The sequence below is a fragment of the Mesorhizobium sp. GbtcB19 genome (genome assembly GCF_019091085.1).
Taxonomy (GTDB): domain Bacteria; phylum Pseudomonadota; class Alphaproteobacteria; order Rhizobiales; family Rhizobiaceae; genus Mesorhizobium.
Genome location: NZ_JAGXJY010000004.1, coordinates 286218 through 299967 on the forward strand (window position 1 = coordinate 286218; position 13750 = coordinate 299967).

The 13750-nt window shown below is 64.3% G+C and carries 11 protein-coding genes; 8 read left to right on the forward strand and 3 right to left on the reverse strand.

Features of this window, described 5'->3' with window-relative positions; translation table 11 throughout:
- Positions 1-146: 146 nt before the first annotated feature.
- The 4 genes from KVT37_RS10375 to KVT37_RS10390 all read left to right on the forward strand — a co-directional run bounded on the left by KVT37_RS10375 (position 147) and on the right by KVT37_RS10390 (position 5022).
- Positions 147-2234: a bifunctional UDP-sugar hydrolase/5'-nucleotidase gene (locus KVT37_RS10375; protein ID WP_217572370.1), complete on the forward strand. Its 2088-nt coding sequence runs from the start codon at positions 147-149 to the stop codon at positions 2232-2234.
- Between the two features lie 146 nt (positions 2235-2380).
- A complete protein-coding gene (hemH, locus tag KVT37_RS10380) occupies positions 2381-3445 on the forward strand; it encodes a ferrochelatase (RefSeq protein WP_217572372.1) in 1065 nt (354 codons plus the stop codon).
- A 135-nt stretch (positions 3446-3580) separates the two neighbouring features.
- The gene (locus tag KVT37_RS10385; protein WP_217572374.1) at positions 3581-4531 is read left to right on the forward strand and encodes an SPFH domain-containing protein; all 951 of its coding nucleotides are present in this window, start codon (positions 3581-3583) and stop codon (positions 4529-4531) included.
- 26 nt (positions 4532-4557) lie between these two features.
- Positions 4558-5022: an NfeD family protein gene (locus KVT37_RS10390; protein WP_217572376.1), complete on the forward strand. Its 465-nt coding sequence runs from the start codon at positions 4558-4560 to the stop codon at positions 5020-5022.
- Between the two features lie 50 nt (positions 5023-5072).
- Here the strand turns inward: KVT37_RS10390 and KVT37_RS10395 are convergent, their stop codons facing one another.
- Positions 5073-6074 (reverse strand): SIS domain-containing protein, encoded by a 1002-nt coding sequence (locus KVT37_RS10395; protein WP_217572378.1) that lies wholly within the window; start codon positions 6072-6074, stop codon positions 5073-5075.
- A gap of 160 nt (positions 6075-6234) precedes the next feature.
- On the opposite strand from KVT37_RS10395, the gene KVT37_RS10400 reads away from it, so the two are divergent.
- Positions 6235-8040 carry an outer membrane beta-barrel protein gene (locus KVT37_RS10400; RefSeq protein ID WP_217572380.1) on the forward strand — a complete coding sequence of 602 codons (1806 nt, stop codon included), beginning with the start codon at positions 6235-6237 and terminating at the stop codon, positions 8038-8040.
- Between the two features lie 32 nt (positions 8041-8072).
- Here KVT37_RS10400 and galU read toward each other — a convergent pair whose 3' ends face one another.
- Positions 8073-8978: a UTP--glucose-1-phosphate uridylyltransferase GalU gene (gene galU / locus KVT37_RS10405; protein WP_217572382.1), complete on the reverse strand. Its 906-nt coding sequence runs from the start codon at positions 8976-8978 to the stop codon at positions 8073-8075.
- 255 nt (positions 8979-9233) lie between these two features.
- Between galU and KVT37_RS10410 the strand changes: the two genes are divergently transcribed.
- The 3 genes from KVT37_RS10410 to KVT37_RS10420 all read left to right on the forward strand — a co-directional run bounded on the left by KVT37_RS10410 (position 9234) and on the right by KVT37_RS10420 (position 12273).
- A complete protein-coding gene (locus tag KVT37_RS10410; RefSeq protein WP_217572590.1) occupies positions 9234-10454 on the forward strand; it encodes a lytic murein transglycosylase in 1221 nt (406 codons plus the stop codon).
- 103 nt (positions 10455-10557) lie between these two features.
- Positions 10558-11778, forward strand: a complete 1221-nt coding sequence (locus KVT37_RS10415) for a DUF459 domain-containing protein (RefSeq protein WP_217572384.1) — start codon at positions 10558-10560, stop codon at positions 11776-11778.
- Between the two features lie 87 nt (positions 11779-11865).
- Positions 11866-12273, forward strand: a complete 408-nt coding sequence (locus KVT37_RS10420) for an MAPEG family protein (RefSeq protein ID WP_254633918.1) — start codon at positions 11866-11868, stop codon at positions 12271-12273.
- 19 nt (positions 12274-12292) lie between these two features.
- Here the strand turns inward: KVT37_RS10420 and KVT37_RS10425 are convergent, their stop codons facing one another.
- Positions 12293-13747 (reverse strand): glutamate synthase subunit beta, encoded by a 1455-nt coding sequence (locus tag KVT37_RS10425; protein ID WP_217572387.1) that lies wholly within the window; start codon positions 13745-13747, stop codon positions 12293-12295.
- Between the last annotated feature and the right edge of the window lie 3 nt (positions 13748-13750).

The window sequence follows — 13750 nt, forward strand, 5'->3', positions numbered from 1 at the left end:
GTCCCTTTTTATGCCGGCAAACATCTGCCTGATTTTTGCTTGCATCGGCCGGAACCCGATGTGAACATGACCCGAAGCTGACTGTTATTTTCCAGTCAAGCAGGGGCTTTAAGCACCGTCGAAGTCAGCTCATCCTGGAGACGAAGATGAAGAAGATTGCCGCGATCCTAGCCCTGTCCGCCTCGACGCTCGGCCTGTCGGCGGGCGTTTCCTTTGCCGACTACACGCTGAACATCCTGCACTTCAACGATTGGCACAGCCGCATCGAAGGCAACAACAAATACGAGTCGACCTGTTCGGCCGACGAAGAGACCAAGGGCGAATGCATCGGCGGCGCCGGCCGGCTGATCACCGCGATCGCTGAGGAGCGCAAGAAGCTCGAAGGGCAGAACGTGCTCTTGCTCAATGCCGGCGACAGCTTCCAGGGCTCGCTCTTCTACACCACCTACAAGGGCGCCGTGGAAGAGGAATTCCTCAACCAGATCAAGCCCGACGCGGTCACGCTCGGCAACCACGAATTCGACGACGGCGAGACAGCGCTTGTGCCTTACCTCGACAAGGCGAAGTTCCCGATCGTCAGCGCCAACGTCGTGCCCAACGACAAGTCCGGGGCCTCAGGCAAGATCAAGCCGTCGATCGTCGTCGAGGTCGGCGGCCAGAAGATCGGCATCATCGGCGCCGTCACCAACGACACGCCCGAGCTCGCCTCGCCCGGCCCCAACATCGCCATCGCCGACGACGTCAAGTCGATCACGGCGGAGGTCGAGAAGCTCAAGGCGCAAGGCGTCAACAAGATCATCGCGGTCACCCATATCGGCTACAGGCGCGAGCGCGACGTCATCGCGAAAATCCCCGGCATCGACGTGGTGGTCGGCGGCCACAGCCATACGCTTCTGTCCAACACCGATCCGAAAGCCGAGGGGCCGTATCCGACGATGGTCGACAACCCCGATGGCTCCAAGGTGCCGGTGGTACAGGCGGCGTCCTATTCGAAATATCTCGGCGAGTTCAAGGTCGTGTTCGACGACAACGGCGTGGTCAAGGAAGCCAGCGGCGCGCCGATCTATCTCGACAAGTCGATCACGCCCGATCCAGCCGTGCTCGCCCGCATCAAGGAACTCGGCGCGCCGATCGAGGCGCTGAAGAACAAGGAGGTGGCCGAGACCACCAAGGCGATCGACGGCAGCCGCGAGAATTGCCGCGCGCGTGAATGCGAGATGGGCAATCTCGTCTCCGACGCCATCCTCGACCGCACCAAGGGCCAGGGCGTCGAAATCGCCATCTCGAACGGCGGCGGCCTGCGCGCCTCGATCGACCAGGGCACGGTGACCATGGGCGAGGTGCTGACCGTGCTGCCGTTCCAGAACACGCTGGCGACCTTCAAGATCTCGGGCAAGGATCTGGTTGCGGGTCTCGAAGGCGGCCTCAGCCAGATCGAGGACGGCGCCGGCCGCTTCCCGCAGGTCGCTGGGCTGAAATATTCCTTCGACAAATCGGTCGCGCCCAATGCCGGCCGCGTCAAATCGGTCGAGGTGATGGAGAACGGCGTCTGGGCGCCGATCAATCCGGACAAGCAGTATCTGGTGGCCACCAACAACTATGTCCGCCAGGGCGGCGACGGCTACAAGGTCTTCGCCGAGAAGGCCACCGACGCCTATGACTACGGTCCGGGCCTCGAACAGGTGGTGGCCGATTATCTCGGCGCGCATCGGCCCTATACGCCGAAGCTCGACGGCCGCATCACCGAAATCGCGGCGACGACAGCGGCGGCGGAACCCGCCAAACCCGCGCAACCGGCGCCTGCCACGACGGCGCCAGCCCCCGCGGCGGAACCGGCAAAGCCGGCCGAGGCTGCACCGGCGACCGGTGAATCTGCGATGCCGGCTATGCCTTCCGGTTCAAGCGACATTGCCGGCACGCCGCCAGCCGTTCCGGCCGAGACCGCGCCTGCGGCGCCCGCACCGGAACCCGCCAAGCCCGCCGAAGCTGCTCCGGCAACGCCGACCCCTGCCCCGGCCGCCGAACCGGCCAAACCGGCTGAGGCAGCACCTGCGGAAGCGAAGCCCGCCGAGACCAGCCACACCGTCGCCGCCGGCGATACCTATTGGGACCTGGCCAAGAAGGCCTATGGCGACGCCACCAAGTGGAAGCTCATCTCCGAGGCCAACAAGGACTATAAGCCGCGTCGCCTGCCGCTTGGCGCGACGCTGACGATTCCGCCGGCCGCGAAGTAATCGACCCCACCCGGCATTCATGGCACCCGCCCGGGCAACCGGGCGGGTGTTCCTTTTCCAGGTCCAAACGCGATAAGGTGCGGCCAGACGCAGCATTGAAAACCGGCAGGGCATCGCTAGTTTCGCGGCGCTACCGGAGACCGTTCATGACGCTTGCCAGCCCCACCGATGCCAAAGCCGCCAAGGCCGTCGGTCCGCTGCCCGCCGATGCCGCGCCTGTCCGGCCGGGCAGGATCGGCATCATGCTGGTCAATCTCGGCACGCCGGACGGCACCGACTTCAAGCCGATGTGGCGCTATCTCAGGGAATTCCTCTCCGACCCGCGCGTCATCGAGCTCAACAAGGCGATCTGGTACCCGATCCTCTACGGGCTGGTGCTGACCACGAGGCCGAAGAAATCCGGCGCGAACTACGCCAAGATCTGGAACCGGGAGAAGAACGAGTCGCCGCTGCGCACCTTCACCCGCGCGCAAGCCGAGAAGCTCGCGGTTGCGCTCACCGACCTGCCCGACGTGGTGGTCGACTGGGCGATGCGCTACGGCAATCCCTCGACCGCAAGCGTCGCGCAAAGACTGGTCGAGCAGGGCTGCGAGCGCATCCTCACCTTTCCGCTCTACCCGCAATATTCGGCGACGACGACGGCAACCGCCAACGACCAGTTGTTCCGCGCGCTGATGAAGATCAGGCATGCGCCGGCCGTCCGCAGCGTGCCGCCCTATTATGACGAGCCCGTCTATATCGAGGCGCTGGCCCGTTCGATCGAGAAGCACCTGGCGACGCTCGATTTCGAGCCGGAGGTGGTGATCACCTCCTACCACGGCATCCCGAAACCCTATTCCGACAAGGGCGATCCCTACCGGGCGCATTGCCTGGAGACGACGCGGCTGCTGCGGGCAAGGCTCGGCTGGGACGAAAAGAAGCTGATCGCCACCTTCCAGTCGCGTTTCGGCGCGCAGGAATGGCTGCAGCCCTATACCGACGTCACGGTCGAGAAGCTGGCCAAGGACGGCGTGAAATCGATCGCCATCGTCAATCCCGGCTTTTCCGTCGACTGCATCGAGACGCTGGACGAGATCGGCCGCGAGGCGGCCGAAACCTTCCATCACGCCGGCGGCAAGAACTTCGCCCACATCCCCTGTCTCAACGACAGCGTCGATGGCATGGCGGTGGTCGAGGCGCTGGTTCGGCGCGAGCTTTCCGGCTGGGTGTGACCTGCGTCACCGGCAGGCTTGAAACCGGTGCGCAAAACCCGCCGCTAACCAATATTCGCGATCACCTGATTGTAACGTTGCGGAAACACACTTAAGTGATTTCGTGAAGTCGGTGCCTATTGAGGGAGATACGAAATGGGCTTCAGCGGTTTCGATATTGCCATCATTGTCCTTGTATTCCTTGTCATCATTCTTCTTTTCAAAGGCATCAAGACGGTGCCGCAAGGCTATAATTACACGGTGGAGCGCTTCGGGCGGTACACCAAGACGCTGACCCCTGGCCTCAACATCATCAACCCCATCTTCGAGCGCGTCGGCGCCAAGATGAACATGATGGAGCAGGTGCTGGATGTCCCGACGCAGGAGATCATCACCCGCGACAACGCCATCGTCGGCGTCGACGGCATCGCCTTCTACCAGATCCTGAATGCCGCCCAGGCCGCCTATCAGGTCGCCGGCCTGCAGAACGCCATCCTCAACCTGACCATGACCAACATCCGCACCGTCATGGGTTCGATGGATCTCGACGAATTGCTCTCCAACCGCGACGCCATCAACGAGCGCCTGCTGCGCGTCGTCGACGAGGCGGCGCATCCGTGGGGCATCAAGATCACCCGCGTCGAGATCAAGGACATCAACCCGCCTGCCAACCTGATCGAGTCGATGGGCCGTCAGATGACCGCCGAGCGCAACAAGCGCGCCCAGATCCTCGCCGCCGAGGGCTTGAAGCAATCGCAGATCCTCGAAGCCGAGGGCCGCAGGGAAGCCGCCTTCCGCGACGCCGAGGCGCGCGAGCGTTCCGCCGAAGCCGAGGCCAAGGCCACACAGGTGGTGTCGGAGGCAATCGCCAAGGGTGACGTTCAGGCGCTCAACTACTTTATCGCCCAGAAATACACTGAGGCGCTGACCAGGATCGGCTCGGCCACCAACAGCAAGGTGGTGCTGATGCCGCTGGAGGCTTCGTCGCTGATCGGCACGCTCGGCGGCATCGGCGAGATCGCCAAGGAAGTCTTCAGGGGCGACAGCCCTTCCGGCACGCAGCGTCAAAACTCGCGCCCGCCGGTCGTGCGGCAGTCCGACAGCTGATCATCTAACTCTGTGGGAGACCATCAATGATCGACCGCATCGTTTCGGAACTCGGCCCGTGGAACTGGATGGTTCTCGGCATCGTGCTCCTGGTGATGGAAGTCGTGGCGCCCGGCGTGTTCATGCTGTGGATCGGCATCGCGGCGCTGATCATCGGCGCGGTATCGCTGGCGATCTGGGACGCCGCCTTCTGGGCCTGGCAGGTCCAGGTCCTGGCCTTTCTCGTGCTGGCCGTGGTCTCGGCCTATGTCGGCAGGCAGATCATGGTCTCGCGCCAGGGCAGCGTCGACCAGCCGCTGCTCAACCGCCGCGGCGCGCAGATGGTCGGCCGCACGGCGACGCTGGCCGAGCCGATCAAGAACGGCCGCGGCCGCATCCGGCTCGGCGACACGCTGTGGCGCGTCTCCGGCCCTGACCTGCCGGTCGGCACGCAGGTGCGCGTGACCGGAGCGGCGGACACCGATCTGGAGCTGACAGTCGAGGCTGTTTGAGCAGAGAAGGATTGAGATTTCAGGTCGATTCGACCTGAAATCATCCGGCTTCAGGCAGCGCCGATGCGCAGCAGGTCGTGGAAGTGGACCACGCCCACCGGCATTTTGTTTTTGATCACCACCAGCGCGCCGATATTGTGCTCGTTGAGCATGGCGATCGCCGTGCCCGCGAGCGTCTGCGGATCGATCGTCTTGGGCGTGCGGGTCATGACCTCGTCGACGGTGACGTCGGCGAGATTGCGATGCAGATTGCGCGCGACGTCGCCGTCGGTGACGATGCCGACCAGTTTGCCGTTCGCATCGACGATGCAGACGCAGCCGACTTTCTTCTGCGACAGCGTCATCACCGCTTCCGGCATCTTGGTGCCGAGCAGGGCGAGCGGAATCTGGTCGCCGGTCCGCATGATCTCCGAGACCAGCGTCAGATTGGCGCCAAGCTGCCCGCCCGGGTGCAAGGTTCGGAAGTGATCCGGCGTGAAACCGCGCGCCTCGAGCAGGGCGATCGCCAGCGCATCCCCCATGACCAGTTGCAGAAGCGTCGACGTCGTCGGCGCCAGCCCGTGCGGACAGGCTTCAGGCACGATCGGCAGCAGCAAAACAACATCCGCCGCTCGCGCCAGTGCCGAGTTCTCCCCGGAAGTGATGGCGATCAGCGGAATGGAGAAGCGCCTCGAATAGGCGACGATACCCATCAGTTCCTTGGTCTCGCCCGACCAGGACATGGCGATGATTGCGTCGTCCTTGGCGATCATGCCGAGATCGCCGTGATTGGCCTCCGCCGAATGGACGAAGAAGGCGGGCGTGCCGGTCGAGGCAAGCGTCGCGGCAATTTTTGAGCCGATATGGCCGCTCTTGCCGACGCCGGTGACGATGACACGGCCTTCGATATGGGAAATCAGGTCGATGGCGCGTGCGAATGGCTCGGCCAGCCCGTCTGCGAGCGCGGCGCCAAGCGCCGCCACACCGGCCTGCTCCGTCGCCACCGTTCTCAGCGCCGATTCGATCGCAGCCTGCCCGTCCGGCTGCTTTCTTTCTGGGGACCCCGCATGCATGGCAGAAGCCATTAGCGCCATGTCGCCCGCCTGTCCAACGGAATTGCCGTTTGCGCTCATTTGTGGGCGACACAGGCCGTCGGTCTCAACCCTCCGTTAACCATCCGCATTTACGGTTCGGTAAGTATGGCGCAACCGCGCCGCGCAAGCAGTGGTGACGATGTCCGGGGGCCAGCCTGAAACGAAAATAGGTCGAAGGGGCATTGCCGTTGCAGCACTGCTGCTGACGGCAAGCGCGCTTGCAATGCTGCGCCCGGCGCCGGCATTTTCCCAGGAGACCGAGCTGCGCGGCGAGGTCTCCGAATCGGCCATCCTCGCCGACCAGCAGCGCAAGGCCAGGCAATTGCGGGCGCAGGGTGCGCTGGATCAGAACGCGCCCGCGGCCGCGGCCGCCCAGGACACGGCGCCGACGACTTACCAGCCGGTAAGCCCCGGCGCCGTTCCGGACGACGACCAGACGGCGGCCGACAGCATCTTCGACCAGCCGCAAGCAACCGACGCCTCCCCGGCCGACACCATAACGCCGGCAAAGCCTCGGCGGCCTTCGACGGCGAAGCAGCGTGTTCAGGACTCCAAGACCGGCACTCAGGACACCAAAGCCGGCACCAAGACCGCCGATAAGAAAAAGGCCAAGAAGAAGCCTGGCACGGCGACGGACAGCACGACCACGGCCGCGACCGCCGCCACAGGCGGCCAGACCGACACCACCGCCACTGATGAGACGGATGCCAACCGCCGCGCCGTCACCATCGACAGCGTCGACAAGCAGAAGCTCGACCCGGGCCAGGAGCGCACCGGATCGATCGATGGGCAGAAGGTCAAGCCCGAGGACGATCCGTTCGCCGCCCCCGGCGTCAAGATCGGCACCTTTCTGTTCCGGCCGACGCTCGAGCAGGGTTTCACAGCGACGTCCAACGCCGACGCCAGCAGCACCGGCAAATCGGCCGTCCTGTCCGAGACGGCGCTGCGTTTCACCGCGACCTCCGACTGGCGCGAGAATTCGGCTCTGATCACCGGCTACGGCCAGTTCCGCAACACCGTCTCGGGCGAAAAGATCAACGACGCGCAGGGCCGCATCGAAGGCCAGCTCAATGTCGATCTCGACAACGAGCTGCGCGCGATCGCCAAGCTGGGCTACGAAGCGGCGCCCGAATCGGCCTCCTCGCCCGACGCGATCGCCGGCGTCACCTCGCAGCCGCTGCGCCAGACCGTGGACGGCAGCCTCGGCCTCGAAAAGAGCGTCGGCAAGATGCGTTACGCGCTGACCGGCGCGGTCTCGCATGATTTCTACGGCGATGCCGAGCTCTCCAACGGCACGACCGTGTCGCAGAAGGATCGCGACTCCACGCTCTACACGGCGACCTTGCGCACCGGCTATCAGGTATCGCCGGCGCTGACGCCCTTCACGGAAGTCGAGGCTGGACGGCGCATCTATGACCTGCGCGTCGACACCGACGGCTTCGAGCGATCCTCGACCAGGCTTGGCGCCCGCGCCGGCCTCGAGCTCGACATGGGCGAGAAGCTGTCCGGCGAGTTTTCCGCCGGCTGGTTGCGCGAGGCGATTGACGACAACCGCCTTCCGGCTGTGGCGGGCCCGAGCATCAATGCCGATCTCAAATGGTCGCCCGAGCGCGGCACCACGATAGGGCTCACCGGAAAGACCAATGTCGAAACGACCACCACGGCGGGCCAGAGCGGCGACATCCTCTATTCAGGCCGTCTGACCGGCGAGCGCCAGATCCGCGCCAATCTGACGGCCAATACCGCACTCGGCCTCGACTGGCGCGACTACACCGGCTCCGACGGCCACGACATGATCCTGAGCGCCGAGGCCGGACTGACCTGGTGGCTGAACCGCTATGCCGGCCTCACCACAAGGGTCAGGACCGAAAAGCTGACCAGCAACCTGCCCGGCCGCGACTACACCGCCAACAGCGTCTATCTCGGGCTGAAGGTCCAGCGCTGAGCGGCAGCGACGGCCAAGCCTGTCGGCGTGCCCTAGGAAGCGGCGCCGCGGCGCTCTGACGGCTGCACCTCGTCCAGCAGCGTGCGGATGACGCCGGCCATGCTTCCATTCATGTCGCTGCGCCACAGCGCGAAGGCGACATTGGCCTCGACGAACCCTTCCGGCGAGCCGCAATCGAAGGTGCGCCCCTTGTAGTGATAGCCGTAGAAAGCCTGCTGCTTTTCCAGCTTCAGCATCGCGTCGGTCAGCTGGATCTCGTTGCCGGCGCCGCGTTCCTGGCTTTCCAGGATGCCGAAGATTTCCGGCTGCAGGATATAGCGGCCGTTGATGAAGAGGTTGGAGGGCGCCGTGCCCTGCTTCGGCTTTTCCACCATTTGGGTGATGCGGAAGCCGTGATGTGTGTCCTCGCCGCGGCCGACGATGCCATATTTGTGCGCCTCGGCCGGATCGCATTCCTGCACGGCGATGATGTTGTTGCCGGTCTCGGCATAGAGCTCGACCATGTCCTTCATGCAGCTCTTTTCCGACTGCATGATCATGTCCGGCAAAAGCAGCGCGAAGGGTTCGTCGCCGACCAGTTCGCGGGCGCACCAGACGGCGTGGCCGAGGCCCATCGGCACCTGCTGGCGCGTGAAGCTCGTCTGTCCCGGCGCCGGCTGCAGCCGCTGCAGCCGGGCAAGCTGGTCGTCCTTGCCGCGCTGGGCGAGCGTGTCATAGAGCTCGAACTGGACGTCGAAATGGTCCTCGATGACCGCCTTGTTGCGCCCGGTCACGAAGATGAAATGCTCGATGCCAGCCTCGCGCGCCTCATCGACCACATACTGGATGACCGGCCGGTCGACGACGGTCAGCATCTCCTTCGGAATGGCCTTGGTGGCCGGGAGGAACCGCGTGCCGAGACCTGCAACCGGGAAAACTGCCTTGCGAACGCGCTTCATGCTTACACCCCTGCGTTTCGGCCAATTATCCGCTCGGCGATGTGCTCCGCAATCCCCCCGGACATTTTCCCGGCGGATTCATTTTCACGCGAGAATCATTTTCGTGCCGGAATGTTGGACTACGAACCGCCAAGTTGAATGTGAGAGCTAAAAGCCGCGGCACCTCTTTTCGTTCCCCGCGGCACCTATGGTAAACTAAATACTAACCCGGTTCGGCGTTGAATGATCCTTCCTGATTTGACGAAGGAGGAAATGATGTCGGTTCGAAACACGGCCAGGCGCCTGACGGCCCTCGCAACGGCTGCCGGCCTTACACTGGCCCTGCTGATGCCCGCCGGCCCCGCTTTCGCCGATGCCGGGTTTCGCCAGTGGGTCGCGGGCTTCCGCGCCACCGCCGTCGCGGGCGGCGTTTCGGGCGCTGTCTACGATCAGTCGATGAGAGGCATCGAGCCCGACCCGGTCGTTCTTGAAAAGGCCCAAACGCAACCGGAATTCACCGCGCCGGCCTGGGACTATTTCGACAACCGCGTGCATGACCAGTCGGTAGCCAACGGCCAGGCGATGGCGAAGAAATGGAAGCCGTGGCTCGATCGTATCGAGGCGCGGTTCGGCGTCGACCGCAACATCCTGCTGGCGATCTGGTCGATGGAATCGAACTATGGCGAGACGCTCAAGCGCGACGACATCATGCGCAACGTCGTCCGATCGCTGGCGACACTTGCCTATGGTGATCCGAAACGTTCGAAATATGCCCGTACCCAATTGATCGCGGCGTTGAAGATCCTGCAGACCGGCGACATCGACGAGAGCCATCTGATGGGCTCCTGGGCCGGCGCGATGGGCCAGACGCAGTTCATCCCGACCAGCTATCAGCGTTATGCCGTCGACATGGACGGCAACGGCAAGCGTGATATCTGGAATTCGATCCCCGATGCGCTCGCGACCTCCGCCAACCTTTTGAAGAAGAACGGCTGGCAGGCGGGCAAGACCTGGGGTTACGAGGTCACCATTCCGGCCGGCAAACTGCCTGGCGGAGCCAAGACGATCGCCCAGTGGCAGGCGCTCGGCGTCGTCCGGGCCAGCGGCAAGCCGTTCAAGAACCTGACCGACAAGGCGACGCTGAAAGTGCCGGACGGCAGGGGCGGCCCGGCCTTCCTGATGATCAGGAATTTCTCGGTCATCAAGGCCTACAACAACGCCGACAAATACGCTTTGGCCGTCGGCCTTCTGGCCGACGAGATCGCCGGCGGCACCGGCCTGGTGCAGGATTGGCAGCGGCCTTTCACCAAGCTCAGCTTCGAGGAGCGGCAGGAACTGCAGAAGCGGCTTTCCGAGCACGGCTATTATGAGGGCAAGTTCGACGGCAAGATCGGCGATGGCTCGAAAGCCGCCATCATGGCCTATCAGGCCAAGGTCGGCTTGACCCAGGATGGCTATCCGAGCATGGAAGTGCTCAAATGGCTCCGCAAGCGGTAGGGCCAGCGGAAGCGCCAAGCGTCCTTTAAAGACGGCACGGATGCTGTAGCGGCTTCGCACCTGTGCGTGGCCTTGGGCCATGCGCCAAGGGATGGAGAGGTGTTTGGTTTCGGTCGCGCGTATCAGGCAGGGCATTCGCCGGGCGCCGATCCTGATTCTCGCCCTTGCCGTGCTTGCCGTCACCGCCGCCGGCGCCTTCCACGCGCCCGCCTTCGCGCAGGAGCAGAGCCATGGCTGGTCGCTGCGCGACCTTCTGTTCCCGCGCCGCAGCGAGCGCGTCGAGCCGCCGGTGGACGTCGAAAAACCGAGGCCGAAACCGAAGAAGAAACCCAAGCCGCGTCCGCCGGCGGAGCCGGAAACGCCGATCGTCGAGAAGGCGAACGACGCCCGGGTCGTGCTGGTGGTCGGCGATTTCCTGGCGGGCGGGCTGGCCGAAGGCCTGGACACCGCCTTTGCCGACAATCCCGCTGTCAAGATCGTCGCGCGCGCCAACGGTTCGTCCGGCTTCGTGCGCGACGACGTCTATAACTGGCCGGTCGAGGTCAAATCGCTGATCGAAACGGAGAAGCCGGCCGCGGTAGTCGTCATGCTCGGCTCCAACGATCGGCAGCAGATGAAGGTCGGCGACGTGCGCGAGCAGCCGCGCTCGGAGAACTGGACCAAGGAATATGAGCGCCGCACCGATGCGCTGGGCAAGGCCCTGCAGGACAGCAAGGTGCCGTTCCTGTGGGTCGGCATGCCGGCTTTCCGCGTGTCGAAGATGAATTCGGACATGCTTGCCTTCAACGACATCTATCACTCGGCCGCGCAAAGCCATGGCGGCGAGTTCGTCGATGTCTGGGACGGCTTCGTCGACGAGAACGGCGCTTTCGTCACCTCCGGTCCCGACATCAACGGCCAGCCGGTGCGCCTGCGCTCCGACGACGGCATCAACGTCACCAAGGCCGGCAAGCGCAAGCTTGCCTTCTATACCGAAAAGCCGCTGGCCAAGATCCTCGGCCTGGCCGCACCCGGAAGCATCACCACCGTGTCGGCGCCGGCGGGAGAGCCGGTCGAGGCATCGAAGCCTGCCGCCGCGCCCGTCATCGTCGACCGCACCGCGCCGATGCTGCTCGGCGATCCGGCGCTCGACGGCGGCTCGGAGCTGCTTGGCGCCGCGCAGCCGACCAAGGCCGATCCGAACCTGCCGGGCGAAAAATTGATTATCGAAGGCAAGGCGCCGGCGGCATCACCGGGCCGCGCCGACGATTTTTCCTGGCCGCCGAAGACTCAGCCGCCGGCGACGGCGGCGGCCGAGCCCAGCTCGACGCCTCCGGCCCCTTGATCGACGTTCCTGCGTAGCAGCGGTTTCGCGCCAAGTCCGAACGATGGCATCATTGGATTTTGGCCGGAATCAAAGTCGGGGGCGAATATGTCGGCAACTGGTTATGCCTTGCTTGGGTTCGTAACCTGGACCCTCCTATTGCTCATATGGATGGAAATCCTGCGCACCCATCTTGTGGTGAGCGGCCGCACCCTCGCTAATGGCTTCACCCCGGACAACGCCGGTTTTTCACCCTTTTTGCAGCGGCTGGCGCGAGCCCACGCCAACTGCCTGGAGGGCCTCCCCATTTTCGGAGGTCTCATGGCGCTGGCGATGATGAGTTCGCGCGCCTCGATTACTGATCCGCTTGCCTATTGGTTTCTCGGCGCGCGGCTGATCCAGTCGGCCATTCATTTGACGTCGACAAGTCCGACCGCCGTCAAGGCCCGATTTTCCGCGTTCGCGGTTCAGATGGCTATCGGCCTCTATTGGGCGGTAAAGCTGCTGCTTGGTTAGGGCGCACTTCGCGCCCACTTTAACGCGGCAGCACCGTCGATCCCATCAATGCCTCGTCGATTGAGCGCGCCGCCTGGCGGCCCTCGCGGATCGCCCACACCACCAGCGACTGGCCACGGCGCACGTCGCCCGCCGCATAGAGCTTGTCGACGCTGGTCCGGTAGTCGCGGTCATTCGCCTCGACATTGTTCGAGCGGCGGCTGTCGGTGACGACATTGATCTTGCCGTCGAGCTCCTTCATCAGGCTGTCGCTCGCCGGTCCGGCAAAGCCGATGGCGATGAAGGCGAGGTCGGCGCGGATGACGAATTCGGTGCCGGCGATCGGCTTGCGCTTGTCGTCGACCTCGCAGCAGCGCACGCCGGTCAGTTGGCCTTCCTCGCCGATGAATTCGAGCGTCGCCACCTGGAACTCGCGCTCGGCGCCCTCTGCCTGTGAGGAGGAGGTGCGCATCTTGGTCGCCCAGTAGGGCCATACCGACAACTTGTCTTCCTTCTCGGGCGGTTGCGGGCGGATGTCGAGCTGCGTCACGCGCACCGCGCCCTGGCGGAAGGCGGTGCCGATACAGTCTGACGCGGTGTCGCCACCGCCGACCACGACGACATGCTGGCCGCCAGCGATGATCGGGTGCGAGGGCCAGGCGACCGACTGGATCGGCTCGCCGCCGACGCGGCGGTTCTGCTGCACCAGATAAGGCATCGCGTCATAGACGCCGCTAAACTCGCTGCCCGGAATGCCGGCCGGGCGCGGCGTTTCGGAGCCGCCGCAATAAAGCACGGCGTCGAATTCCTCGATGAGATCGGCGACCTTCATATCGACGCCGACATTGACGCCGCAATGGAAGGTGACGCCCTCGCCCTGCATCTGCTCGATGCGCCGGTCGATATAGTGCTTCTCGATCTTGAAGTCCGGAATGCCGTAACGCATCAGCCCGCCCGGGCGGCTCTCGCGCTCATAGACATGCACGTCGTGACCGGCGCGGCCGAGCTGCTGCGCCGCCGCCATGCCGGCCGGGCCGGAGCCGATGACGGCGACCCGCTTGCCGGTCTTCTTCTCCGGCGGATAGGGCCGGATATGGCCGGTCTCATAGGCCTTGTCGGCGATCGCCTGCTCGACCGTCTTGATGGCGACCGGAATGTCCTCGAGGTTCAGCGTGCAGGCTTCCTCGCAGGGCGCGGGGCAGATGCGGCCGGTGAATTCCGGGAAATTGTTGGTCGAGTGCAGGTTGCGGATCGCGCTGTCCCAGTCGCCATTGTAGACGAGGTCGTTCCAGTCCGGGATCTGGTTGTGGATCGGACAGCCCGTCGGCCCGTGGCAGAACGGAATGCCGCAATCCATGCAGCGCGCGGCCTGTTTCTCGACCTCCTTGTCCGACATCGGCAGCGTGAATTCGCGGAAATGCCGGATGCGGTCGGAAGCTGGCTGGTACTTGTGCACCTGCCGGTCGATTTCGAGAAAGCCTGTTACCTTGCCCATAGT